The organism is Enterococcus columbae DSM 7374 = ATCC 51263, assembly GCF_000406925.1.
Lineage (GTDB): Bacteria > Bacillota > Bacilli > Lactobacillales > Enterococcaceae > Enterococcus_E > Enterococcus_E columbae.
In genome coordinates this window covers 756,199-781,407 of sequence record NZ_KE136347.1, presented here as the reverse complement: position 1 = coordinate 781,407, position 25,209 = coordinate 756,199, and the positions used below count along the sequence as shown (strand labels likewise).

Annotated in this window: 31 protein-coding genes; 26 read left to right on the top strand and 5 right to left on the bottom strand. The window is 34.1% G+C overall.

Features of this window, described 5'->3' with window-relative positions; all coding sequences use genetic code 11:
- Positions 1–236: 236 nt before the first annotated feature.
- Positions 237–392: a DUF3791 domain-containing protein gene (locus RK02_RS12570; RefSeq protein ID WP_487042730.1), complete on the top strand. Its 156-nt coding sequence runs from the start codon at positions 237–239 to the stop codon at positions 390–392.
- Positions 393–470: 78 nt separating this feature from the next.
- Here the strand turns inward: RK02_RS12570 and RK02_RS03715 are convergent, their stop codons facing one another.
- Together RK02_RS03715 and RK02_RS03710 are read right to left on the bottom strand one after the other, a co-directional pair.
- On the bottom strand, positions 471–785 hold the full coding sequence (locus RK02_RS03715) for a type II toxin-antitoxin system RelE/ParE family toxin (RefSeq protein WP_016182912.1): 315 nt from the start codon (positions 783–785) through the stop codon (positions 471–473).
- Positions 772–1,044 carry a type II toxin-antitoxin system Phd/YefM family antitoxin gene (locus RK02_RS03710; RefSeq protein WP_016182911.1) on the bottom strand — a complete coding sequence of 91 codons (273 nt, stop codon included), beginning with the start codon at positions 1,042–1,044 and terminating at the stop codon, positions 772–774. Before RK02_RS03710 ends, RK02_RS03715 begins: the two co-directional genes overlap by 14 nt.
- An 883-nt stretch (positions 1,045–1,927) precedes the next feature.
- On the opposite strand from RK02_RS03710, the gene RK02_RS03705 reads away from it, so the two are divergent.
- The 11 genes from RK02_RS03705 (at position 1,928) to RK02_RS03655 (ending at position 12,992) form a co-directional block, all read left to right on the top strand.
- Entirely contained in the window at positions 1,928–2,854 is a 927-nt protein-coding gene (locus tag RK02_RS03705) for a DUF4268 domain-containing protein (RefSeq protein WP_016182910.1), read from the top strand.
- A gap of 101 nt (positions 2,855–2,955) precedes the next feature.
- Positions 2,956–3,744 (top strand): nucleotidyltransferase domain-containing protein, encoded by a 789-nt coding sequence (locus RK02_RS03700; protein WP_016182909.1) that lies wholly within the window; start codon positions 2,956–2,958, stop codon positions 3,742–3,744.
- A gap of 311 nt (positions 3,745–4,055) precedes the next feature.
- Positions 4,056–4,478 (top strand): GNAT family N-acetyltransferase, encoded by a 423-nt coding sequence (locus RK02_RS03695; protein ID WP_016182908.1) that lies wholly within the window; start codon positions 4,056–4,058, stop codon positions 4,476–4,478.
- 468 nt (positions 4,479–4,946) lie between these two features.
- On the top strand, positions 4,947–5,498 hold the full coding sequence (locus RK02_RS03690; protein WP_016182907.1) for a hypothetical protein: 552 nt from the start codon (positions 4,947–4,949) through the stop codon (positions 5,496–5,498).
- 89 nt (positions 5,499–5,587) lie between these two features.
- Complete coding sequence (locus RK02_RS03685) at positions 5,588–6,127, top strand: hypothetical protein (RefSeq protein WP_016182906.1); 540 nt, start codon at positions 5,588–5,590, stop codon at positions 6,125–6,127.
- A 532-nt stretch (positions 6,128–6,659) separates the two neighbouring features.
- Positions 6,660–7,295 (top strand): GyrI-like domain-containing protein, encoded by a 636-nt coding sequence (locus RK02_RS03680; RefSeq protein WP_016182905.1) that lies wholly within the window; start codon positions 6,660–6,662, stop codon positions 7,293–7,295.
- A gap of 554 nt (positions 7,296–7,849) precedes the next feature.
- A complete protein-coding gene (locus tag RK02_RS03675; RefSeq protein WP_016182904.1) occupies positions 7,850–8,497 on the top strand; it encodes a hypothetical protein in 648 nt (215 codons plus the stop codon).
- Positions 8,490–9,524: a hypothetical protein gene (locus RK02_RS03670; protein WP_016182903.1), complete on the top strand. Its 1,035-nt coding sequence runs from the start codon at positions 8,490–8,492 to the stop codon at positions 9,522–9,524. Before RK02_RS03675 ends, RK02_RS03670 begins: the two co-directional genes overlap by 8 nt.
- An 11-nt stretch (positions 9,525–9,535) precedes the next feature.
- Positions 9,536–10,894 (top strand): AAA family ATPase, encoded by a 1,359-nt coding sequence (locus RK02_RS03665; RefSeq protein WP_016182902.1) that lies wholly within the window; start codon positions 9,536–9,538, stop codon positions 10,892–10,894.
- A 427-nt stretch (positions 10,895–11,321) separates the two neighbouring features.
- Positions 11,322–11,981 carry a DNA alkylation repair protein gene (locus RK02_RS03660; protein ID WP_016182901.1) on the top strand — a complete coding sequence of 220 codons (660 nt, stop codon included), beginning with the start codon at positions 11,322–11,324 and terminating at the stop codon, positions 11,979–11,981.
- Between the two features lie 207 nt (positions 11,982–12,188).
- Complete coding sequence (locus tag RK02_RS03655) at positions 12,189–12,992, top strand: DUF3658 domain-containing protein (RefSeq protein WP_016182900.1); 804 nt, start codon at positions 12,189–12,191, stop codon at positions 12,990–12,992.
- Positions 12,993–13,135: 143 nt separating this feature from the next.
- Here the strand turns inward: RK02_RS03655 and RK02_RS03650 are convergent, their stop codons facing one another.
- Positions 13,136–13,492 (bottom strand): cupin domain-containing protein, encoded by a 357-nt coding sequence (locus tag RK02_RS03650; RefSeq protein WP_016182899.1) that lies wholly within the window; start codon positions 13,490–13,492, stop codon positions 13,136–13,138.
- 139 nt (positions 13,493–13,631) lie between these two features.
- Here RK02_RS03650 and RK02_RS03645 point away from each other — a divergent pair, with 139 nt between their 5' ends.
- Positions 13,632–13,952 carry a winged helix-turn-helix transcriptional regulator gene (locus RK02_RS03645; protein ID WP_016182898.1) on the top strand — a complete coding sequence of 107 codons (321 nt, stop codon included), beginning with the start codon at positions 13,632–13,634 and terminating at the stop codon, positions 13,950–13,952.
- A 72-nt stretch (positions 13,953–14,024) separates the two neighbouring features.
- Here the strand turns inward: RK02_RS03645 and RK02_RS03640 are convergent, their stop codons facing one another.
- Positions 14,025–15,389 carry an MATE family efflux transporter gene (locus RK02_RS03640; protein WP_016182897.1) on the bottom strand — a complete coding sequence of 455 codons (1,365 nt, stop codon included), beginning with the start codon at positions 15,387–15,389 and terminating at the stop codon, positions 14,025–14,027.
- Between the two features lie 379 nt (positions 15,390–15,768).
- Between RK02_RS03640 and RK02_RS03635 the strand changes: the two genes are divergently transcribed.
- Positions 15,769–16,314, top strand: a complete 546-nt coding sequence (locus RK02_RS03635; RefSeq protein ID WP_016182896.1) for an NUDIX domain-containing protein — start codon at positions 15,769–15,771, stop codon at positions 16,312–16,314.
- Positions 16,315–16,469: 155 nt separating this feature from the next.
- On the opposite strand, the gene RK02_RS03630 is transcribed toward RK02_RS03635, so the two are convergent.
- Positions 16,470–17,123 carry a ribonuclease H1 domain-containing protein gene (locus RK02_RS03630; RefSeq protein ID WP_016182895.1) on the bottom strand — a complete coding sequence of 218 codons (654 nt, stop codon included), beginning with the start codon at positions 17,121–17,123 and terminating at the stop codon, positions 16,470–16,472.
- 164 nt (positions 17,124–17,287) lie between these two features.
- On the opposite strand from RK02_RS03630, the gene RK02_RS03625 reads away from it, so the two are divergent.
- From RK02_RS03625 to RK02_RS03570, 12 genes are all read left to right on the top strand, one after another.
- On the top strand, positions 17,288–17,539 hold the full coding sequence (locus tag RK02_RS03625; RefSeq protein WP_016182894.1) for a hypothetical protein: 252 nt from the start codon (positions 17,288–17,290) through the stop codon (positions 17,537–17,539).
- Between the two features lie 167 nt (positions 17,540–17,706).
- Positions 17,707–18,075, top strand: a complete 369-nt coding sequence (locus RK02_RS03620) for a YkvA family protein (RefSeq protein ID WP_016182893.1) — start codon at positions 17,707–17,709, stop codon at positions 18,073–18,075.
- An 83-nt stretch (positions 18,076–18,158) separates the two neighbouring features.
- Positions 18,159–19,298: a YcjF family protein gene (locus tag RK02_RS03615; protein WP_016182892.1), complete on the top strand. Its 1,140-nt coding sequence runs from the start codon at positions 18,159–18,161 to the stop codon at positions 19,296–19,298.
- A gap of 159 nt (positions 19,299–19,457) precedes the next feature.
- Positions 19,458–19,781, top strand: coding sequence for a PadR family transcriptional regulator (locus RK02_RS03610; RefSeq protein ID WP_016182891.1), 324 nt, complete (start codon positions 19,458–19,460; stop codon positions 19,779–19,781).
- On the top strand, positions 19,774–20,319 hold the full coding sequence (locus RK02_RS03605) for a DUF2812 domain-containing protein (RefSeq protein ID WP_016182890.1): 546 nt from the start codon (positions 19,774–19,776) through the stop codon (positions 20,317–20,319). The genes RK02_RS03610 and RK02_RS03605 overlap by 8 nt, the downstream gene beginning before the upstream one ends.
- A gap of 494 nt (positions 20,320–20,813) precedes the next feature.
- Positions 20,814–21,677 (top strand): aldo/keto reductase, encoded by an 864-nt coding sequence (locus tag RK02_RS03600; RefSeq protein WP_016182888.1) that lies wholly within the window; start codon positions 20,814–20,816, stop codon positions 21,675–21,677.
- A gap of 28 nt (positions 21,678–21,705) precedes the next feature.
- Positions 21,706–22,467 (top strand): carboxymuconolactone decarboxylase family protein, encoded by a 762-nt coding sequence (locus tag RK02_RS03595; RefSeq protein WP_016182887.1) that lies wholly within the window; start codon positions 21,706–21,708, stop codon positions 22,465–22,467.
- 99 nt (positions 22,468–22,566) lie between these two features.
- On the top strand, positions 22,567–22,968 hold the full coding sequence (locus RK02_RS03590; protein WP_016182886.1) for a hypothetical protein: 402 nt from the start codon (positions 22,567–22,569) through the stop codon (positions 22,966–22,968).
- A gap of 192 nt (positions 22,969–23,160) precedes the next feature.
- On the top strand, positions 23,161–23,514 hold the full coding sequence (locus RK02_RS03585; protein WP_016182885.1) for an HIRAN domain-containing protein: 354 nt from the start codon (positions 23,161–23,163) through the stop codon (positions 23,512–23,514).
- Positions 23,514–24,167: a TMEM175 family protein gene (locus RK02_RS03580; RefSeq protein ID WP_016182884.1), complete on the top strand. Its 654-nt coding sequence runs from the start codon at positions 23,514–23,516 to the stop codon at positions 24,165–24,167. The genes RK02_RS03585 and RK02_RS03580 overlap by 1 nt, the downstream gene beginning before the upstream one ends.
- A gap of 205 nt (positions 24,168–24,372) precedes the next feature.
- Entirely contained in the window at positions 24,373–24,777 is a 405-nt protein-coding gene (gene tnpA, locus RK02_RS03575; protein WP_016182883.1) for an IS200/IS605 family transposase, read from the top strand.
- Between the two features lie 16 nt (positions 24,778–24,793).
- A partial coding sequence (locus RK02_RS03570) for a helix-turn-helix domain-containing protein (RefSeq protein WP_016182882.1) occupies positions 24,794–25,209 on the top strand: 416 nt, incomplete at its 3' end.

The following is a 25,209-nucleotide window of genomic DNA, read 5'->3' as shown; positions in this document are numbered from 1 at the left end:
ATAGGAGAAAGAAGAATAATGAGAAATGAAAAAGAGATTTTGGGCAGTTGCAACTGCCAGTTAACATATTGAACGGTATGGATTGGTGGTTAGCAACTTGAGAAATTACTAAAATATGAGCATAATAATTACATTAAGATGAAACTAGAAGATGAAAAGTAGAGTGATAGAGAATTAGAATTTGCTGTTTTTTGTTTAGAAAATGTAGCTGCGCGGTTAAACATTGATTCACGGCAATTGATGATGCCTTAACAGAACAATCAGATATTTTGAAAGAATATATTATTCCAGAATATGTGGTATTGCACACTCAAAGTAAAGAGTACATTGTGGATGATTATAAAGTAGCTGAAGATGGAACGTATGATATAAGAAATTTGATATCTTTATGAATCATGTCACGTAAGAAATCATGCTCAACGTAGAGATAAGAAGAATAAAAAATAAGCACTTCAAGTGAAATGGCTATTTTATAGGATATCCATCCAATTTTGTCTTGTATGAAGAATTCTATGAACCATTACAGTCTTACTTTCTTCATGAATTTTATAGAAAATAATGTAATTCTTAACAAGACATTTTCTAAACTCCTTACCGCGAAGATAGTTATCATTAACCAATTCATAGCGCTGTGGCATGGTAGATAGACTAGAAACAGTAGATTCTATCTCATCAAGTAAGTCAGATGCAGTAAACGGCGCATCTAAATTATGAGAAATATAATGTATTATACCTTTTAGGTCTCTGTGATAGATTTCAGAAACGAGTATCTTATATTGTTCCATTTTTTAGCTCCTCCCTTAAACTTTTCATGGAATCATCAAAAGTTAGGGTACGGCTATTTTCGAAATCAGATTCACTTTGTTCTAGTAGATGATACAGTTCATATCTACCCATGAATTTGTTGAATACATCAATGCTCATAACAGCGAGGTCACCACGACCGTTTTTTGTAATGAAGATAGGTTCACCTGTTTCGTGACAAAATGAAGAGATTTCATTGTAATTATTACGTAAATCTGTACTGGATTTAATGTTAGGCATGATAGCACCTCCTTTAATCTAAAGAAATTATACTATTATTTCTTTAGATGGTCAATTTTATAAAATTAAGGATATGTCAAAATTTCTCAAATATATTTGTCCTTAGCAAACGGGCGTGGGGTCTCACTCTCGAAAGTCGTGAAGCTATGCATGCAAATCCTATACTTTTATAGAAAAAATGCTCGTGTAGTGGCACTTTTTCAAATCAGAATAAAATCACTTTTAGCTGATGAATTAGTGTTTATCCGATATGCATTGTATGAGTGATGAAAACTTGGTATAGGAACTAGAGGTAGAGCAAAAAAATATAATAGCAAATATCGCGAGTACAACACTATAATAATTGAAAATGGTAGCTGTAATCCCTGATCTTTAAAGGTATTTTTTAAAAGTGATAAATTCGGAACTATTATATTCGAATAATAATTTTAGAATATTTTGATAAAAGTAGTTGTAACTGGACAGTTTTTTTGATATTCTTTAGTAAAGACATCTTGTTTCATTCCTTAATGGTTTTGGTCGACTTAATTATAGAGGAAACAGATGTCTTTTTTTGTTATCTTGATAGAAAAAAACATTTAAAAAGATTGATACTCACTCATAACTCGAAGTAGCTGCAACTATCCTGAAATTCCGGATAGTTCAACATATCAGGGCTGTGAAACAAACCGATATTGTTTCTGGACATTATTCTTTCAATGCGCTAACTGTTGAATAATTTGGGCAAATCAACGGTGCAATGGAATTTACATAGCATGATATCAAACATCGAATAATAGTTATTAAAATTAACCGACGTTATCAAAGAGGAATGGATAAAAAGTTATAATTTATTAGTGAAATGACAATAGGTTTTCAAAGTTGAAAGGAGCCTTGATACAAAATGATCAGATTAAGCAGATTAGAAGAAATAAAAGATTTACGAACGGTATGGCCACATGAAGCTCTTGATTTTACACCTTGGCTTTCACAAGATGACAATATTTCATTATTAGGTGATACATTAGGAATTGACATTTCAGTTGATGAAACAGAATCCAATGTAGGGGATTTTAATGTTGATATTTTTGCTTCTGAAATTGGTACGAATAGAAAAATTATCATTGAAAATCAATTAGAAGATACCAATCACGACCATCTGGGTAAATTAATTACATATGCTTCTGGTAAATCCGCAGAAGTAATTGTGTGGGTTGTTAAGCATGCACGTGAAGAACATAAAGCTGCAATTGAGTGGCTGAATAATCATACAGATGATAAAGTCGGATTTTTCTTATGTGAAATCAAATTGTATCAAATTGGCAATTCGGAACCTGCTGTGAAGTTTGAAGTCATTGAACGACCAAATGATTGGACTAAAGAAGTAAAGATGAGCGAATCTGCTAACAAAACGCAACAGTTGCGATATGAATACTGGGTTGCTTTTGAGGATTATGCATTTAAAAATCCAACATTTTCTAAGCATTTTAGAAGAAGAAAACCGTCTAATAATCACTGGATGAATTTCAGTATCGGTTCTTCAGCGTGTCATATCGCTGTTTCACAAATTCAAAAAAGAGATGAATTGGATGTTGAATTATTTATTAGTGAGGACACTGATTTATTTCATAGCCTTTTTGAACATAAAGACGATATTGAATCATCTTCAGGTTTGGAGTTTGATTGGCGTGAGTTACCTGATAGAAAAGCGAGTAGGATTGTTTTGGAAAAATCTGTCCAATTTGCCGATAAAGCTACTTGGGAATCACAGTTTGAATGGTTAACCGAAGTTATGGTTAAAATGAAACTAGCATTTAACAAGTATATATAAATACAAAATTTATTGATAATAAAGCTACAACTACTACTTGATAAAAGTTCTTTTTATTTTTGAAACGTCAGACTTTAAAATAATACTAGAAAGGTCCACCTATGAAAACACAAGCAGAAATGATGGTTTTAGTGCCGCAAAAGTTGAAGGAAATTGAAGAAAAGTATGATATTGAGATACTTTGGGCTGTGGAATCTGGTAGTCGGGCGTGGGGTTTTGCCTCACCAGATAGTGATTTTGATGTGCGATTTATTTATAAACGAAAGGCACCAGCTTATCTAAAACTGCTACCTGATAGAGATGTGATTGAGTTACCTATTGATGAGACGTGGGATGTGAGTGGCTGGGATCTAGATAAGACTTTGAAATTATTAGCAAAGTCCAATCCAACTTTATTTGAATGGTTTAACGCGCCGATTGTGTATGTAAGGACGGATTTTGTAGCAAGATTAGCACCACTTTTGTCAATGTGTTTATCTGAAGAACGCATGATGTATCACTATTTATCGATTGCTAAGGGGCATCTTGCCAAGTATTTAAGTGGAAATATTGTACAACCAAAAAAATACTTTTATGCATTACGCCCTATTTTAGCTTGTCGCTGGCTACAAAAGTATCATACCGCACCACCCGTTTTATTTGACGAGTTGGTAAAAGCTTGTTTGCCTGGTGAACTCATGACTACAGTAACAAATTTGCTAAGCATCAAAATGTCCAGTTCAGAATTAGCCCAAATAGCACCAATTGAGGCGATTCATGCCTTTATTGAAGCGTCGATTCCAGAAATTGAGGCATATCTAAATAATCAAAATATGACGCAGAAGGTCGATTGGCAAATGTTAAATGATTTTTTCTTGTATGAACTAGGATTGATAGAGAATAAAGACTAAAAGTGTGGTCTATTGATTATAAATTGTTATTGCTGAAAGACAGAATATAGTCATTAAGTTTTTGTTTATAGTTCATCTAGCTCTCGCAAACAAATTAATTTAGCCATCAATTCGTTTTAGTAAAGAAGATTTTGATGAATACTTTTAAGTAAGAATAAGTAGCTTTTTATAAAGCTAGCTTGTAATTAATTCAACTGAAGCTAACTTTTGGCTACTATATGATTACAAAAAATATGTAGGCTATCCGTATTTTCTGCCAACCAGTTATATGATAAAAGTGAACAGATAATTTAGTAAAAAGAGGATGAAAGATGCTTAGAAAATTTCAAGTGAGTGATTATGTTGATATATGTAAAATTTGCAATGAAGCATTAGGCTATAAGTGTGACAAGAGCTTAGTAAAAAGGCGGCTTGAACATTTAGATAAAGAGAGAGAAATGGTTTTTGTTGCTGAAGTCGGTGCTAAAGTTGTAGGATTTATCCATGTCGAAAAATATAAGGTACTGTATCTAGAGAGTATGGTTAATATCTTAGGTTTAGCTGTTGCAAATAATTATCAAAAACAAGGGATAGGAAGAAAATTGATGGAAGCTGCGGAACAATGGGCTAAAGAAAATGATATTTATACGATGAGACTAAATTCTGGCTTGAGTAGAAAAGAAGCGCATCAATTTTATCAAGCGCATGGTTTTGATGAGAAAAAAGAGCAATTAAGATTGGTGAAATATCTTTAAATTGAGCGTTTCAAATTATCTTGAAAGTACATAGAAATGAAATTATTATATATTATCGCTGAATATCTTCCATCTCCCACTATTTTGAAACCGTTCGCAATTTTAGTATAATAGAGATAGAAATAGAGAGTTAATTATCAAAGAAAGGACGAGATAGCTGTGATCGTTTTCTTGTAATTGGTAGTGCTATGTTTAGATATATAACGATACTTTGTAATGGGTTTATCCTATTTTCTTTGGTCATTCTTTTTTATGCGGTTCGATCAAAGAAGCTAAATAAAAAGCAAAAAAATCGGTTATTTTTTACAGTCATTTTGATAAATCTTTTGATTGTTTTTGTGATGTTAACTTTATTGTTCGTTGCGTGATTTTTAGTGGAATACTGATAAAGTTAGCTAAAAAATTTTTTTATAAGCTTTTAGATTAGTAGCATTTTTTTTAGGTGTTATGAAAGAGAGGGGAAAGCAAATGGCTATAAATGATGATTGGTCGGCAAGTCTCCAAAATGAGTTTCCTTTTATGAAACGCGAGCGTGCTGAGGAGGGAACTATCTATCAACGTTGGGGTTTTGAGTGTGCAGCGGGATGGTATGCGTTGTTAAGTGATTGCTGCTTGCGTATCACAGAAGAATACGAGCAGGCAGGTAGAGAGATTGATTTCATCCCACTGCAAATTAAGGAAAAGTTTGGTACGCTTAGGTTTTATTACGGATTTAAAGATTTTCCTCAAAGCATTTCAGCAATTGATTTTTCGGATAGTCAGTCACTTAGATTTTCACCAAGTAATCAACAAGATGACGAAGAAATCGCGTTACTAAGGCAAGCCATTGACGATATTATCAGTGAAACAGAGGAGCAATCGAAGCAAATTTGTGAATTTTGTGGTGAAAAAGGGTCATTACGGACAGATTTGCGGTGGAAAAAAACGTTATGTGATCATTGTTATAATGAACAGATTCAGGCTTTCAAATTACGCCAACAAAATAGAAAAATCCCTCGGTCTGAAGATTATAAAGACTAATTTGTATCGTCAGATGAAAAATACTGGTTAGAATAAATGAATTTTCATTTGACGAATCCAAAAATATTTAAACGAAGGGAAAGTCAAAGATGAGAAAACCAACCTTAAAAACGATATTTTTAAGCCTGCCATTTTTCCTTTTGTTTGTATGTTTATTGTTTTCTGTTTTAGCAATTGTTTTTATTGCTAATCATCCAAGGGTTACTTTTTTAGATATAGGGACAATGTTAAAGCTGCGCTGGCCATTTATTCAGATGGCTTTGGTGAATTATTGCGCTTTTTGTGCAGTTTGCTTTTCGGCTAGCTATCTTTACGGAAAGAGGCGACTATCTTTGTTTAAAGTAAGGCTTGCTGCACTTGTTACCATTATTGCTGGGGTGTTGATGCATGCGATGGTGTATGGCATTTGTCTTTTTGTTCCCGTGCATTACTCAGTTTTTGGACCTGATCATTTAACCATGGTGATTTTTCCTGTTATTCCTGGGAGCGAGCGTTGGTTTTCCACTGGATCATTATGGGATGTTGGTTTAAATGCTTTTCTTCACTGTTTGGCCCCTCAAATACTTTTCGCAGCTTTTGTCTTTGTAAAAGCGATAAAGATAAAATCAACTATGATTAATAAATCTTGAAAGTGCTAATGATATGAAATAGTCTCAGTCTCTATTAAGTTAACAGTCTAAAAGTTCGTAGGGGGAACTTTTTAGACTGTTTTTTAGTGGAGGGATAGATGGAGTTATTTTTTAAGTTGAAAGTACAGAGATAGAAAATTTTTTCTATTTTTTGTTATAAGTTTTTAATTTTAAGATTTTGCTTATCAAAATTTTCAACATAAAAATACAGTAAAATCTGCTATAATTGATGTATAGATAATCATATTTTGTTGCGCATTTTTTTGTTGTAATTTTATCTAGTAATTATTCAAAAACAATGGTATCAAATAGGAGCTTTAGTTATAAATAATCCGTTGATTTTTATATTTAAAAGATATACCTGAGCGTGTATTGCAGAATTACTTGGTGAAAGAATTGGTTCAGGGTTTATTTCTTAGTATAACGATGGGATTCGTATTATATGACGTTGATTCGTTATGAAGGGATTATCGATCAAATTTTTAGGTATTGTGATAGGTTTGTAATGTTCAAAGAAAAAAGGAGTAGAAACATGGCATTTGATTATAAAAAAGAGTTTAAGCAACTTTATCAACCAAAAAAGCAGCCAACAATTATTACCATTCCGAAAATGAAATTTTTAGGAATTTACGGTCAAGGAGATCCTAATGATGTAAATGGTGATTATCAAAAAGCAATACAAGAACTCTATATGTTAAGCTATACATTGAAAATGAGTTATAAGACGGATTATGAAATCTTAGGCTTTTTTGAATATGTAGTCCCACCATTAGAAGGATTCTGGTGGCAGACGGGTATTCAAGGCTATGATCAAACGCGTAAGGATTTATTTCAATGGTTATCAGTTATTCGTGTACCTGATTTTGTTACCGAAAAAGATTTTGAGTGGGCGAAAAAACAAGCGCTAACAAAGAAAAAACTATCTTCAATTACTGCTAAATTGCTTACTATTGATGAAGGTGAAGTCGTACAAATGTTACATGTTGGTCCGTATGATGAAGAAGTTCACTCATTAAAAGTAATGGAAGCATTTTTAGAAGAAGCAGGTTATGAAAATGATTTTAGCGCCTCTCGTCATCATCATGAAATTTATTTATCTGATCCTAGAAGATGTGCCCCTGAAAAACTAAAAACCATTTTACGCCATCCTGTTCGTCCGAAGGGGTAAATTTACAATCGATTAATCACCCAAATACAAGTTGATTGATAAAAATTGGAATGTAGAATTGAGAAAAGTATCTAGTCAAAAATCATTTCTAGTATAAATTGGTTTTAAGGAAGAACAGTTTTTGAAATAGAAAAGATTGGATTTAAACTTAAAAAGCATAAAAATCAAGTTCTTCAGTTGCTACATGTAAAATCATTGTTTAGTGGGAAAATATTAGAAGGATACTTTACGATGTAAGTGATACGCTGATTCACCACTTTTATGCAAAAAATATCAGCTATTACTTGAACTAGAAGAAGAGAACAATAAGATTTTACTTTTAGAAACAAGTGTTGAAAAAATAAATCCTAAAAAATATCGAAAGACACTATTTGATTTAAGTAATGAGGAAAATTTTTCTAGAATTAATGGCTTATTAGTTGGAAAACCAATGACTGAAGTTTATTTATGAAGAATATATGGAATATTGGTGTACGTGATAGCTAATGAGAAACTTTCAATAGTGTAGAATTTCTATAAAAAATGTGTAGATATAAGTGATTGGAGGAATTAGTTTGAAATATACTGATTTTATAAAGAATACTGTTTCAAAACTAAGACAAACAGAATTTGAAGCATTAAAAAAAATACTTGTTGGGGAATACATCACATTTGCTATTATTTCTGAAGAGGAGATTACACAGCATATTTTATCCGAAAAACTATGTGATTATTTTGAGAAACTTGAGCTTAAAATGAATAAAAGCTTTGATAAACAGATTGAAAGCTATATTAAGGACATTGATTCTATTGTTGGGAAAAAAATTGCTAAAACCCCACAGGCTAAAAAGAATAATTCAACACCAATTATTGTACCTAGGGCTCGTAAATACTATGAGAAAGCATTAAATATTAGAAATTCAAGAAATTTATCTGTCAGAGATTTAGTTGATTATTCAAGAATAATGTTTTGCTTGTATACATCGATTTTAAAAAATAATGGAAAAGAAGTCACAAATATTGATTTCTCAATAAAAGTGTTAAATCCTAAATATCTTATTGATTCTATGAAAACTGAACAAGAAACACTTATTGCTGTAAAGAAGAATAAATTCGATATTAAAGACTTATATTGTTCTGATACGGGAACGTTCATTATGACAATTATTCTACTTCATACAATTTTGAATGATAAAGTGGAGGGGGGATATTATCATGAGTGAAATAATAAATGTAAATACACTAGAACAATTAAAACAATTTTTAAATGACAATAAAATTTTGGAAATTGTTGTTCGTGGAAAAAATAAAAGAATAGCAGCGTTTCAAAAGGTTATGCTAAATGAGTTACCTCAAGTTCAAGAACAAGTAGCAATGGAAAATGTAGTAAAGATTCTTAATAAAAATACTTTGTTAAATGAGCGTAATTTGAAACTTGTTGGACAAGTGATGCAAGCGCAAAAGATTGGTCTTTTGTTAAACGGAATGAACTTATGTGCTACATGTGCGGGATTTGCTATTTTGTATGAAAAACTTGATCGGATGAGTGCAGAAATCACTCAACAACTGAATCGACTTCAAAATGTTGTAAAACAAGGTAATGATGTTCATTCAGGCTATGAATTTAATAAAGTATTATCTGATCATGTTGATATGCTTGATTGTAGAAGAATAAAACAACCATATTCAGAAGCCAAAATGAGAGAACTCGTTGATAGAGAATATAATGTACTTACATTACTTATAAATATTTTCCAAAATGATATAGCTGCAGATAAAAAGTCAACTATTTTTTCAATTTTTTCGTTACTTTCAATGTTTACCGTTTCATTAAGATATTTTGATGAAATTTATTACGAAAATCATCATGAGGTGCTTAAAGACGATAATGTATGGCATACTTCACATGAAAAATGGTGTGGAATATATGATACCCTTACTTCTCAGTGTTTCATTGAAAAATTACAAGATTATGCGATGTTTGAAACAAGTTTTGATACGTTAGGTGTTGATACTTATTGTATGAGTCTCTTGGATAAAGTTGTAGAATTAAAAGAAGAAGTTGAAGACAATCAAGAATTAATTATTTCACTTGGTGATATGGATTTGCTTCGTTCACTTCGTAAAATGACGGAAACAGATATTAAAAATACGATTATCAATGCCGTAACAGAATCTTGTGGTGAAGAACCTGCTCCAGAGTTGAAACAAGTTTTTGAAGATACACTACAACAAGTTGCAGTTTTCTGAGGAGAGGACTAATGAATACTAAAGTAAAAAATGCTATCGACCAATTACTTACAGCGTGCGAACAAATAGAGAATGTACCAACAATTGAAAAACTTTCTTTAACACAACTTGTCATTGGGGATATATGTTCTTTTATAAAAAAGATATCACGTAATGATGCAGAAGATAGGATAGCGCTTTTTCAGAAAACATATCTTGATAGGAAGTGGCACTTAGATTCTAAAAAATTTGGGGAATTTCCATGTTCGACAGAAATGATTGCATACATTGATAACGAAATATTTTATGAAAGTTCGGTAAAGTTAAGTTCGTTATATCTTTTGACAATTACGGAAATAGGAAAATCATACTTATTTAGTCCAAGTGATAAAAAAGACATTGATGCACAGGCGTTTTCTGAATTAATTCAGAAGATAAATCATTATTTTGTCGATTGTGTGATAAATAAACCTATTAATGATATAAAAAGAACTCAATTAGAGAAAAAAATATCCCTAGAAGATGATAAAAGTAGTAAAACAGAATCTGTTATAAAAGAACTAAGCAAAGTTGAGCATGAAGATACATTAGAAGAATTATTGAGTCAACTTGATGATTTAATTGGACTAACTAGTGTAAAACAGGAAGTGCATTCTCTAATCAATTTGATTAAGATAAACAAAATGAAAGAGGAAAGAGGTATTAAAACGACTGATGTTTCAAAACATCTTGTATTTCTAGGTAATCCAGGAACAGGTAAAACAACTGTTGCTAGATTACTAGCAAATATATATAAGCAAATACATGTTTTAGAAAAAGGACAATTAGTTGAGGTAGATCGAGCAAGTCTAGTAGCTGGTTATGTTGGGCAAACTGCGCTGAAGACTACAGAAAAGATAAATGAAGCAATGGGTGGAATCCTCTTCATAGATGAAGCTTACACACTTGCAAAAGGTGGAAATGATTTTGGTCAAGAAGCTATAGATACACTTTTGAAAGCTATGGAAGATCGTAGAGATAGTTTTATAGTAATTGTAGCAGGGTATCCAGATTTGATGATTAAGTTTCTTGAATCAAATCCAGGATTAAAATCAAGATTTAATAAAAGTATTTTATTTGAGGATTATTCACAAGAGGAATTGTTCGCTATTTTTGAATCTTTATGTAGGAAATCAGATTTACATCTAGATGAAAAGGCACGTGAAGCACTTATAAAACATTTACATGAATTGTGTATCAATAAACCAGATAATTTTGCTAACGGACGAGAGATGAGGAATCTTTTTGAACGAGCATATTCAAACCAAGCAAATAGATTGGCAAGTCTTTCGTTAATTACTAATGAAGCATTCTTGGAACTTACAGTTGAGGATTTCGAGATAGAGAGATAAGTATAGTAAATCGATATCAAAAAAATTAGTAGATATTTAGTTAATTTTAAATAGTTAAGATTATCGTGGTGGTTATACAACATAATTCTTGAAAAGATATCCGAGCATTTATTAGATATCCGTGGAAAAACAGAGGCCAGTCAATATCATTTTGTTCTTTATAACCTGGATGACGATAATATGATGATGTTTGTGTGATGTGGATGGTACATTTTGAGATACTGTTCCTCAGTTCGATTTAAATATGAAATAGGTAAAACTTCATCCAATACAGTCATGTAAAAGGTTTTTGGGTATATTTTCTTGAATGGATAGAATAAATTTTTACAGGTCAGGCTGCATACTTTAGTCAGTTACTCCATTCATTTGACAAGCAAGCTGATTCAGATCTTTAAACGGATAGCATTTTTTCATTGTGAGGTGTGAGATGGACAAATACCGGTCATTAAGAAAACTTTTTGAAGCGCATAGCAATCCTGAACGAGCAATAGCAATGTCAAAGTATATGAAAGATCAGTTTCATTTTTATGGCATTGCTGCAGCGGATAGAAAAAATCTTTATAAAGTTTTTTTAAAGTCGGAAAAAGCGACAAAAACAGTGGATTGGGCTTTTTTAGAGCAATGCTATGGTGATGAGCATCGCGAATTTCAATATTTAGCCTATGACTATCTTTTGGCGATGAAAAAGTTTGTTCATTTTGAACATATCCCACAAATTAAATTATTTATAATGACTAGATCATGGTGGGATACGGTTGATTTTCTTTCACAAGTTGTCGGGAATATTGCTATGATGGATTCTCGGGTGGATGAGTTGATGCTCACTTGGTCGCTTGAAGAAAATATTTGGATTAAGCGTGTGGCAATTTTGTATCAATTACGTTTTAAATCGAAAACCAATCCTACTCAACTTGAGCAAATCATTTTAAATTGTCTAGGTACGAATGAATTTTTTATTAATAAGGCAATTGGCTGGATGTTACGTGAATATTCAAAGGTACATCCGGAATGGGTGAGACAATTTTTAGCCGATCATCAGGAAAAATTGGCAAAATTAAGTATCAGAGAAGCTAGTAAGTATCTTTAAAAGTTTGCTGATGCCATTTACTAATTTGCTCTAAAAAATTCTTCATGTACTTAAGAGTTATTTTGTATGATTTGATATTGACTATGTTGCCAGTTTAGGCGCATAGTCTTTTTTAAAAGTTTTTTAGCTGACTATTAGCCTATATCAATGGAGCTGATATAATAAAGAGAGCAATAGCTATAAAGAAATGATTATCTAGGAAGGTAGTTGACAGCGATTATGTTAGAGGTTGTATTTAGTGAGAGTGAAGCTTGTGGATTGATGGAAGCAAAGTTTACAGATAAAGCCAATTTTTTTGTTTTGCCTTTTTGGCTAGATGTAGGGAACATAAAAGAGTCTATAGCAAGTAGTTATCGCCAAAATTTGGTTGTTCAATTATCCGCACAAAATCTTCCTAAACAGAAGCAGGCATTGATACAGTCATTTGAAAAAGATTATAAAAAGGCGGTTAAGGATTTTCAGCAATTAAAGCAATTGGTTCAATCAGGTGAAGAGGTGCGTGTATGGGTTTCGTCTGCTCCTTACGCGTTATGTGGCTTGTACCATCTTTGCAATGAGTTAGCAGATGATTTAGAGCGATTAACCATTGTGAGTTTACCAACATATATGGTAGATAAGTCCATTACTTATGATTTAGTTAGCTGGGGCGAACTCAGTCCAGAGCGCTGTTTAGCTTGCTTGAATTCGGCTGAGGTTGTTGCTAAAGAGGTTATCCGATACTATCAAGAAAAATGGCAGGATTTACTTATGACGAATACAGCTTTACGTGCAAATGTAAATGGTCAATTAATGAGTGTAAATGAAGATTTTTATGATTTTATTTTGTGGCAATTTATATCGCATAAACCGGTTAAACAAGCCTTTGCAATTGGTCAAATGATGGGTTGTTATCCAATTGGTGTAGTAGATTATTGGTTTGCTAAGCGGATAGAGGATTATATTGCCAAAGGATGGATTCAGATTGTGGAGGATTCAGAGCTGAAATATGCACGAACAATTTGTTTAGCTTAAAATAAAAACTTTTTATCGTATTTAGTATATGCTTAATCTGATAGAGGTAATAGGGAAAATTTTTGTAAGTATTCGCTGATATAGGAATAATTAGCTAACTAAATAGTCAACCATTATTCCTAAAATTCAGCTATCTATGTTGTCTATTGAATGATTTCTGCATCGCTAGCAGTGAAGTTTTCAAGTGAGTTTTCTTTTACTTGGATACAAATGTAGCGAAGATCGCTATCTTCTGCTGCGAAAAATTGGCGATGAGTAGCAGGGGCAATCCGTAGCCAATCCCCTTTAGTTAATGCAATCGTTTCACCGTCAAGAATCACTTTTCCTGATCCCTCTAAGATCCCATAAATTTCTTCGTTTTGTTTGTGATAATGAATAAAAGGTACAGAGGCTTTGGCTGGTAAAGTATTGATACTAATTTCAGCTCCAGTCAGTTTTAGCGCATCGTGTAGTTCTGTTCTTGGTGCATCAGTGATGGTAGTTTTTGTAAAGTTTGACATGATTTTTTCCTCCAGTATGTTAAGTATTCTTTACAACTAAGAGCATAATACGGAATACAGTTTATTTCTAGTACGCACTTTTTTGTAAGTGTGTACGCTAAAAATGATCTGTAGTATGATGATTATTGAGGTGAATTAAATGAAACGCAAAAGTGAATTACCAGATTGCCCAATTGCGACTACGGTGGCTTTAATTGGTAGTAAATGGAAATTATTAATTATTCGTAATTTGATGAAAAGAAATTGGCGCTTTAATGAATTGCAGCGCTCGCTTGATGGCATTTCGCAAAAGGTATTGACGGATAGCTTGCGACAATTATGCGATGATGGGATTGTCTTTAGAAAAGATTATCGAACCAACCCACCAAAAGTTGAGTATGGCATGACTGATCTAGGTAAAGAACTATTACAAGTCTTAAAATCAATGGAAAAATTTGGTGAATATTACCAATCACTGTGAAGCAACAAAAGGTTAAACGGCTGCTATTGTTTTAGTCAGCCGTTTTATAATATTGATTTATGGACTAAAGACTTAAATTTCCTCGCTTTTTACAGACAGTTGCTGGTTAATCTTCATTGGCTGAAAAAGATATAGGATAAGGCCAGTTAAGCAGGCAATTGCCTCTGCTACTAACAATGAAAAAATGACTCCATAAACTTGAAAAAAATGATTTCCTAGCATAATGGCTGGAATAAGAATACACCCTCTAGTAATAGACATCACTGTAGCTGGTAGTCCTTTGCCTTCAGCTTGAAAGATCCCTGTTAGTAGCCCTGCACCGGCAGCGAAAAAAGTAGCGCATAATTGAACGGTTAGGATAACTTCACCTATTTGGATGACTGCTGCTTGATTTGTAAAACATTGCATTAACCAATGTCTAGTGAAAAATAGGATAACGAATAATAAGCTGATAATTATGCCAAGATAGGTCGCTGTTTGACGAATAATTAATTTTAGCTTTTTGAAATTTTTAGAGCCATAAGCTACAGCGATTAAGAGGATAACACCTAGGTAGAGCCCCATACCGATTAAATCAACAATTTGGACGATTTTTTGTGAGATACCAAAGCCAGCTAGTACATTTTCTCCGTATTTTGTGGCATAGAAATTAAACATCAGGCTTGATAAAATTAATAACAAATCTAACAGCAAAGCTGAAAAGCCTACAGTAAAAATTTCTGTTAGCAGTTGCTTTTTAAAACGCATTTTTATTAATGACAGTGAAAGTAAGTGCTCTTTTTTAGTAATACAAATGATATAGTAGATGACAGCGCTGATATTGCCAATAATGGTAGCAATTGCTGCACCTTTAAGTCCGAGATGGCAAGTGAAAATTAAGATTGGATCTAAAATAATATTAATCATAACGCTAATTACCATTCCAATCATGGATTCAATTGAGTCACCATTTCCACGAATTAACTGCTCTAGGGTGAAATTAGCTACTACAAATGGTGCGCCAATGCCATAGTAGCACGTATATTGCTGAACGAACGGACTTGTATTGGCATCACCGCCTAACAATAAGGCGATTTTTTGATTAAAAATCAAGGTTACGATGGTAGCGAGTAATCCGAAAAACAAGGATAGATAAAACGAAGTCGCTGCTGCTTGCTTGGCTTTTTCGAAGTTTTTAGTTCCTAGTAGTCGTGCAAACAAGGTGCTGCCACCGGTGCCAAATAAATTACCAAGGGCCATTAAAACTGTAGTATAAGGTAAAAGTAAAGTGATAGCAGCGAGAGCAGAAGTATTGTTTAATTTGCCGATAAAAAAGGTATCGGTAATATTGTAAATAATATTGACTGACATACCAAGTATCATAGGGATAGCCATGTGCCAGATTGCTTGATTAACTGGGGCATCGAATAACCAATAGTTTTCATTTTTTTGTTGCATAGTCTCATCTCCAATTCAAAAAAATAAGTCCTATGGAATCTTTATTTTGGATTCCATAGGACTTATCGCTATATAAATAGTGCCTTTTATATTTCGTTTTTTTAGTTTTAGTCTTAGTAATACTAGCATTAACTGATTTTTATTTGATCAAACAGGTACCTGCAAAAACGTATTATAGCTATAAGTTTTATCTAGGTCAAGAGAAAAATGGAGAAAATTGATTGACAATGATTTATAATCTGGTAAAAGTTAGACAACTATTCTATTATTTATGTTATGGAGCACAAAAACTGTCAATTGATTGTGACGGATGAATGGTTGTTTCAAAAGAGAGTTATGATTACTAAGTAAAGAAAGATAGATAGGTGAGTTAAAAATTATGTGCAAATTTCAAGTTGAGGAGTTATCTTTGTTACTGAAAGATACAGAGTGGCCTTTCACCTCAATTAAATCTCATCGCCAAATTGTGCGCGCGATTGTTTTTGATGAAGCAGGCTTTTTTTATTTTGTGGGGGTTTCTCGCGATGATGAATTTGGCAAATCAGATTCAATTGAAACCTCGGGTGGTGGTGTTGAGCAGGGTGAGAGCCAAATGCATGCGCTAAATCGAGAATTAAAAGAAGAACTAGGAATAGAAGTGGAGATTATTTGTAAATTAGCGCAGGTAGAGGATGATTATCATTTATTAAAGCGACATAATGTGAGTCATTATTATCTGTGTAAAATGTTATCTCAAGGTATGAGGCAGTTAACCGAAATGGAGCGAAATCATTTGCAACTTTCCGTTATAAAATGTCGTTATAATGAAGCAGTGCAATTCTATGGGGAAAATACGTCAACCCCGTTTGGTCGTTTGGTAAGTAATCGAGAGTTACCTGTACTAAAATACGCCAAGCAAATTATTGATGAAAAACATTTACTTTGATTGAACTGAGTGTGCAAGCTGCCGTTTTATCGATAGAGGGTTCAGAAAAATTGGCCAAGGTCGTTGATATTTTCAGCTAGGTAAATATAAAAATAAAAATCAGAGTCACCTATTTGATTCATTGGACTCTGATTTTTTCCGTTCTTACTTATATTTTATTTCACGCCAACCGCTTCTTTGGCTAATTGGTCAGCTAATTCATTACCTGGTATTCCACTATGTCCTTTAACCTTAACAAAGGTAACGTGAATCTGCTGCATTAGGGTACGCATAAAATCACGGTATTGTTGCGTAAAGTCGTTTTTTGCTTGCCAATGACCGGTTACCCAGCTTTCGATTCCTTGGTAGTCATAAAGAATGGTAATATTTGTAAGTTCATGATCTAAGGCTGTTTTTACCGCGGCCATCGCCCCATCAATTTCACCGGCTACATTGCGCATGCTAGCTTTTTGTTCATCTGTTCCTTTGCCTTGTAGGGTAATCCGCGTTTTTTCATCGATTTGTAAAAATCCACCATAACCATAAGTCTTTGTTTTTAAATTATAAGATCCATCAACAAAGGCGTAAGGTGTTTTTAGTGTAGGAAGTGTTGCATGAGTAGTAGATTGAATAGTAGCTTTAGCAGTCGGTCTGTTATTACTTACCTGTTGGCTTGTAAGGGTACCATCGATAAAGGCAAGGGCCTCTTGTCTGGTAGTAAAGCTTTTGAAAATAGCCCCAGGAAAGCCTTTTACCTGTGCTTCACATTCTGCCCAAGACATAAAAATCCCTGTTTTTCGTCCTTTTTTCACCGCATAAAATTTTGCCATAGTTAATATCCTTTCTAATTCAAAGTGCTTGCAATATTGTAGCATTGATTTTTAGGAAAAGCTAGTGTTACTCATTCTAGCCCTGTCTTGTTTTTGGTATAATGAAAGAAAACGTTGAGGTGAAAAGGATGCAGGAGGACAATTATATTTAGGGAGTGATTGAGATGGCGACGATAATAATTAGTTGGCTTTTTTTAGTAGTTGTAGTGGTTGTTGGTATCCAATATATGAAGGCTAATCCTACAAAGAATAAATCTAGCTATATTGTAGAGGGGCTATTGATTGGTTTTTTCACGGGTGCATTGTTTAGTATGGCGTTTTTAGATTGGAATTGGCTAGGCGCAGGTATAGGTATCGGTCAATTTTTAGGTACTGTGATTGGTGCGCAAATTCTCAAAAAAGATAAAAAACAATAGCGTAAGGGTATTTGATTATAAAAAAGGGGGATCAACCTAAATTTAACCTGAGAGGATAACCATCCCATTAATCAAATTAGGGGGTATTTATCTAATCTATAAAGAGATGTACCATCGAATTTAAAAATAATCACACAGCATCCAGTAAGACGTAAAGGTAGATTGTAATGAATTTAAAAAAACGTGCAAAGCAACTGAAAGAAGATATACCGGCGTTATATTTGGCGATGAAGTCAAAAAACACCCCGATTTTAGCTAAGCTATTGGTTTTTCTAACCGTTGCTTATGCTTTATCGCCTATTGATTTGATTCCAGATTTCATTCCTGTATTAGGTTATTTGGATGATTTGATTTTGCTACCGTTATTAGTTGTTCTGACGATTAAACTAATCCCAAAAGAAGTTTGGCTGCAATCAAAGGAACAGGCTAAGACCTTAATTGCGACAAAACAGATGAAAAAGTGGTATTATGTACTACCAGTCATTGTCATTTGGTTGCTGATTTTTGGCCTTATTTGGCAGTTAATCTTTAAATAAAAAGCTTTACTAGCCAATTTGTGATGTTTTTTTTAAATTTCAAGCTAAGTTTTGCTAGCAGATACTAAAATAGGGGTGAGCATATGGCTTTTAATATGGAAAGTGTAACTAAAGAAATGATGGCGGCAATTACTAAAAAATTCACCAATTTAAATCATCTAAATATCATTGTGGCCGGTAAAACAGGTGTAGGCAAAAGTACCTTGATTAATGCGGTGTTTAGAGAGCAGTTGACTGAAACGGGGATTGGACGACCGGTAACTACCCATATGCGTAAAATTGAAAAACCAGGATTTCCTTTGAGCGTTTATGATACACGTGGGTTTGAGTTGGGTAAAGTAGTCCAAAATGAAGTGAAAAAAGAAATTCTTGATACAATTAACCAAGGAATCGCAAGTAAAGAGATCAATCAAATGATTCATTGTATTTGGTATTGTATTAATACAACCTCTAATCGCATTGAGCCAGAAGAAATCAACTGGCTGAAAGAACTGACCAATGCAAATCAAGCCCAACAAGTACCGGTCATTGTCGTTTTAACCCAAGCGATAAGTAATCCGAATGCCGAAAAAATGAAAAAGCTTCTTTTGGAAGAAAATTTAGCTGTAGCGCAGATTGTTCCTGTATTGGCGCAAGATTATGAAATCGATGCATCGTTTACCAAAAAGGCTTATGGGTTAGATACCTTAATTCAGATTATGGGGCATTGTTTACCTGAAGAATTAATGGACACTTTGCAAAATGTTCAAATTGCCAGTCTAGTTGAAAAAAAGCGACATGCCAGAAAAGCGATTCAAGTAGCGGCTCTGGCGGCAGCGAGTGAAGGAGTGGTCCCGATTCCTTTAGCGGATAGTGTGATGATTGTCCCTACCCAAATTTCGATGATTGCCTCTATTACGGTTATTTTTGGTTTTGATGTCAATAAATCGATTCTTGGTGCCTTACTTTCTTCAACTATCGGTGCTAGTGGAGCGACCATTTTAGGACGAACCGTGAGTTCCAACTTGTTAAAACTACTTCCGGGAGCAGGGAGTGTGGTTGGTGGAGCGATTTCTGCTTCTACGGCGGCAGCGATTACCTATGCTTTAGGTGAAGCGTATCTATTGGTAATGGAACTAGTCTTTACAGGTAAATTACAACTCACTGATATAAACAGTAAAAAAGGCAAAAAGCTGATGGCTGAGGCATTCAAACAGCAATTAAAGTTAAGAAAAACCAAATAGTTTCAAATCTCTTTGTTCGATTTGTATCATCTAAGAATAGTAGCTATGAACGAAAAATGCCTAAGTTCATAGCTATTGTTGTATCTAGCGAGATGTGATAGAATATATCGTAGTGAGATATATCGTAATAAGATGTATCGAGGTGTGAGGGGTGCTTGGATGGATAATTATATTAGAAAAATTTATGTGCCAATGTCTGAAACCGCTTTTTACATTTTGTTTTGTTTGCAAAATCCGCAACATGGCTATGGTATCAGTCAAGAAGTGAAGGTAATGACAGCTGGTGAAGTAACTATCAGTCCGGGAACAATGTATGGTACCTTATCAAAAATGGAAAAAAACGGTCTAATTTGTTTGCTAGAAGAGGTAGACAAGCGTAAAATTTATCAATTGACCCCTTTAGGAAAAGAAGTATTGGCACTAGAGATTAGACGGATTCACCGTTTGTATCAAAACAGCATTGGAGGGGAATATCATGGCTAAGGCGAAAAGAAGGATTCGATTTTTTCAAGTCGTTGATTTTGAGTCCGAATGTAGATGGTTGGAAAAACAACATCTTGATGGGTGGCACTTAATACATGTTTCTAAAGCCCATTTCTACATTTTTGAACGTGGATTACCAGAAAAAGTAGTCTATCAGTTAGACTTTGCTGGAACACCTAAAGATTACTTACAGTTGTATCAAGACTATGGTTGGCAGTACTGTGGCTCTTGCGATAATTGGAACTATTTCAGAAAACCTCGAGCAGCCATGAATGAGTCGATCGATAGCCAGCTATTCTCTGATCAAGACTCAAAACGATTATTTGTCCAAAAAATCGTTATTTGGAGGATTCTACCAATCGTTTTATTTTTGACTATTCAACTCTTTATTTTCCCATCAAAAATTTCCGATTATTCCCAAAGTTTTTGGGGAATCATTCTCTTGATTACCATTGCTTGTATTTTGCTATCTATCGGTTATCAAGCATTGCTTTTGATGTTTAGTCTGTATCGCTATTTTAATAAAAATAAAAACTGACAAATTACGCATTTTTAGTCAAAGACCATTGAAGCTGGTTTTTGACTTTTTTTATACAAAAATGTGAAGTAGCTTGCTTAGATATGAGAAAATTCGAGTGCTACTCTCCAATGGAAAAATAAGTAAAAGCAAGAGATTTAGCCATTGGAGAGGCGAATTTTCGGCATATCTAGCTACTGAACATAGATTATACAAAAATGTGAAGTAGCTTGCTCAGATATGAGAAAATTCGAGTGCTACTCTCCAATGGAAAAATAAGTAAAAGCAAGTCGGTTAGCTCCGGGCAAATAAACCTTAGCGTAGTGAAAGATAGATTCATTTTTGTGTAATATTTGCTTGACTTAAAGTTAACTTTAAGGAGTAGACTGAGCGTGAAAAGGGGTGAAAAACTATGAATGAAATGAAAAAAGCATTACTAACCGGTGAGCGAGCCTTGTTCCAATCAAAAAATTTAAAGATTGCAGATTCTATTTTTGAAAAAGGGGAATTGATGTATGTATAACAAAATAATGACCTTAAACAATGGGGTGGTCATTCCACAACTAGCCTTGGGGACTTGGCTGATTGACGATGAGCAGGTGGTAGCTGCAGTAAAAAGTGCACTGGAGATGGGGTATCGACATATTGACACCGCCCAAGCATATGGAAACGAACGTGGGGTAGGTGAAGGAATTAGACAATCTGGCGTTAGCCGACAAGAAATTTTTGTCACTTCTAAAGTAGCTGCAGAGCATAAAAGTTATGAAAGTGCAGCACAATCAATTGATCAGACTTTATCATTAATGGGCTTGGATTACTTAGATATGATGATTATTCATAGTCCACAGCCTTGGAAGGAAGTTAATCAATCGGATAATCGTTACTATAAAGAGAATCAAGAGGTTTGGCGAGCGTTAGAAGATGCAGTTAAAGACGGTAAATTAAGAGCGATTGGTGTGTCAAACTTTTTAGAAGATGATATAAAAAATATCTTAGCAACTGCCAAAATTAAGCCACAAGTCAATCAAATTTTAGCACATATTTCAAATACACCACTTGATTTAATCAACTATTGTCAAAGTCAGGAGATTGCAGTAGAAGCCTATTCACCAGTCGCGCATGGTGAGGCCTTAAAAAATCCTAAAATTATTGAAATGGCTGATAAATATGGAGTATCGGTTGCACAGTTATGTATTCGCTATTGTATTCAATTAGAACTAATTGTTTTGCCCAAAACAGCTAATCCGAATCATATGCGCGAAAATGCGCAATTAGATTTTGAAATTAGTCCTGAAGATGTGGACATTTTGATTCATATCGATCGGATTCAAAATTACGGAGAAGCAAGCTTCTTCCCGGTTTATGGTGGGAAATTGTAGTCGGTAGTTAATGACGGAGGGTGATATTATGGAAAAAATAACACAAAATGCAGGTAGAAAACAATTAGGTGATTTTGCCCCAGATTTTGCTCATTTTAATGATGATATTTTATTTGGTGAAAATTGGAATTTGTCAGGTATTGATCTAAAAACACGTTGTTTATTAACAGTAGTTACTCTAATGGCCCAAGGGATTACTGATTCTTCTTTGAGCTATCATTTAGAAAATGCGAAAAACCATGGAGTAAGTAAAGCGGAAATCGTTGCGACCATTACGCACGTTGCCTTTTATGCTGGTTGGCCGAAAGCTTGGGCTGTATTTAATCTCGCTAAAAATATTTGGACAGAGGATAGTGTAAGTAAGGATGCTAAGGCTGCTTATCAAAAAACTATAATCTTTCCAATTGGTGAGGAAAATACAGCCTATGCTCGTTACTTTACAGGTACAAGCTATCTAGCCAGCATTACTGATGGACAATTACCTGTGCACAATGTTACCTTTGAGCCAGGCTGTCGTAATTATTGGCATATTCACCATGCGACAAATGGGGGTGGGCAGCTGCTGATTTGTGTAGGGGGTAGAGGTTTCTATCAAGAAGAAGGCAAGGCGGCAGTGGTGATGAATCCGGGAGATTCTATCATTATTCCGGCTGGTGTGAAGCACTGGCATGGGGCAGCCCAAAATTCTTGGTTTTCCCATTTAGCCATTACACTTCCTGGTGAGAATACGCGTAATGAATGGTTAGCGGCCGTTAGCGAGGAAGAATATGCTAGTGCCAATCAAATTTAAAAAGACTTTGATTGGTTTAAAAACGATTGTATTTTTTTGCGGATTATGTTAGGCTCAGCTTAAGCAACACCATGTCAAAAAAGAAAAGAGTCGATAATAATGAGTGAAAAAATGGATGCAGCGATTAAATTTTTAACTGATGCTAGTGCAATTTTTGGGAAACACGCTGATACCTTAGCTGAAAATATTGCCAATGAAGATTTTGCTAAGGTCAATGAAGTTTACAAAACAGCGGCTAAGCTAAGTGTGTTAGCTTCACAATTTTCTAAGCAAGTTTACCAAGGTGTTTGTGAAATTCATAACCCTAGTGCTACTGTAATTGTTGATGGTTTTCCGATTCGTGACCGCATTATTTTTGAAGTCATGGTAGATGGTCAGTGGGTGCGTGGGCATCGAGAAAATAGTCCTTATGGCCAAGTCTTTGTTACAGCGGAAGGGAGTTCATTTATCCTAACAAATGAGCATCTAGCTAGAGTTCAATGTCCACTCGACATGGAATAACTCTTTTTTTAAATAAATATACTGAAAACTACTTTAGGCGCTGCACGGAATGCTCGTTTGAAGTAGTTTTTTATTTGCTAAAACGAGTGTAAATAATAGAATCATCTGATTATGACATTCAATACTTTGGGAATTGTTGGTCATAAAATATTTTGTTAAAATATGTATATTAAGAGAAGTTAGGTGATTTGTATGAATAGTGTCAAATATCAACCAAGTCGTCACATCATGGATTTTCATTTAGCGGGATTTGCCTATTGTGATGGGCTAGATGTGATTGAAGAATTAAAATTAGGGCAAAATGTACAATTAGTTCGTGAAGAAGGTAATCCGCATGATCCGGATGCGGTGGCGGTCTTTTATCAAAATACCAAAATAGGTTATGTACCGGCCCAATACAATAGTTTGTTTAGTACCTTACTTTATTATGGTCATGGGGCGATTTTGGAATCACGTATTCAAATGGTGAATCTTGAAACGCATCCGGAACGCCAATTTAGAGTGGTGGTAAAAGTGAGTGATGCTAGAGTAGGTGAGTCAAAGTAATGAATAAGCAAAATGTATTCTCTGAGCAGGCCAAGGAAGTTCGCACTAGATTAGAAGAAAAGCGTAAGCAAACGCAGGAAGAAATTCCTTTACTGACGCACAACCGACTATGTGCATTAAATGATGGAGTGATTGCCATTATTTTAACTATTATGGCACTAGAAATTCACTTGCCAGTCGATAACATCAGCTACACGAACTTTTTGGTCGATGTGGGGATTTTCTTTACCAGCTTTTTTGTTGTAGCAAATTTTTGGTATGAAAATCATTTAACTTTTGCTACTTTTAAAAAAGCAACGCATCAAGTTTTAGTGTTTAACTTTAGCTTTTTAGCCTTGCTGACATTGATTCCAGTTCTAACCAAATGGATCATGCTTGATGTATCCAGATTAGCAGTGATGAATTATGGTGTGGTCTATTTACTAATTGTTTTATTGCAATCGTTAATTTTTAGTGCGGCTCATCTGCAAACCGTCCAATCGAAAAATCCCTTTTTAGTCGGACTGATGCGGATACGCATAGTGAGCTTAATTCTATTGAATCTAGGTTTAATCGCTTTTGCCTATTTTATGCCTAAAATAGCGATGATACTCTATCTTTCTTTACCCATTTATTCTTTTTTGGCAAGAGGTAGGGAACGCAAACAGGCTTAGTTTTTGTCTGATTATTTTTAACAGCTGAATAGTTATAGTTTTTAACGTAATTCAGGCAGAAGTCGCCCATCCTCTATAGGTGGGTGATGAATGCCATTCGGTATGAGGGTTACTGTTGGTAACTCGAAGACCGACAATACATTACATGGTCTTTTTATTTCGTTCTATGTTATAATCAGTCTATATTAGAAATGAGTGATATAAAATGGAATTAGATACAAATAACCATTCAGTCTTCCTTCTTTATTACCATCTTATTTTAGTAACTAAATATCGCAGACAAGTGATAGATGATGACATATCTGATTATGCTAAAGCTATTTTTGAAAGAATTTCAGAACCGTATCACATTACTTTAGTGGAGTGGAATCATGATAAAGACCACGTTCATATTATGTTCAAAGCTCATCCTAAAACAGAATTGACAAAATTCATCAACGCCTATAAAAGCGCTAGTTCAAGATTGATAAAACGTGATTTTCCAAGAGTCAAACAGTTTCTTTGGAAAGAAATGTTTTGGTCTAAAAGTTTTTGTCTGTTGACGACTGGTGGAGCACCAATTGATGTGATAAAGAAATACATCCAAAATCAAGGAAACAATCATAAATAGAAAGCAGGTGAACTTTGTGGAACGACTAAAAGCGTACAAATTCAGAATCTATCCAACAGAGGAACAAGAAATCTTCTTTGCCAAAACTTTCGGCTGCGTTCGTAAGGTCTACAATCTAATGCTTAATGACCGAAAAAAAGCATATGAAGAAGTTAAAAATGATTCTTCTAAAAAAATGACTTTTCCAACACCGGCTAAATATAAGAAAGAATTTCCATTTCTGAAAGAAGTCGATAGCCTCGCTTTGGCCAATGCCCAACTTCATTTAGATAAAGCATACAAGAATTTTTTTCGGGATAAATCTGTTGGCTTTCCACGTTTCAAAAGTAAGAAAAATCCTGTTCAGAGTTATACAACGAATAATCAAAATGGTACAGTTGCTTTGATTGATAGTAAATTCATAAAAGTTCCTAAATTGAAATCATTAGTAAG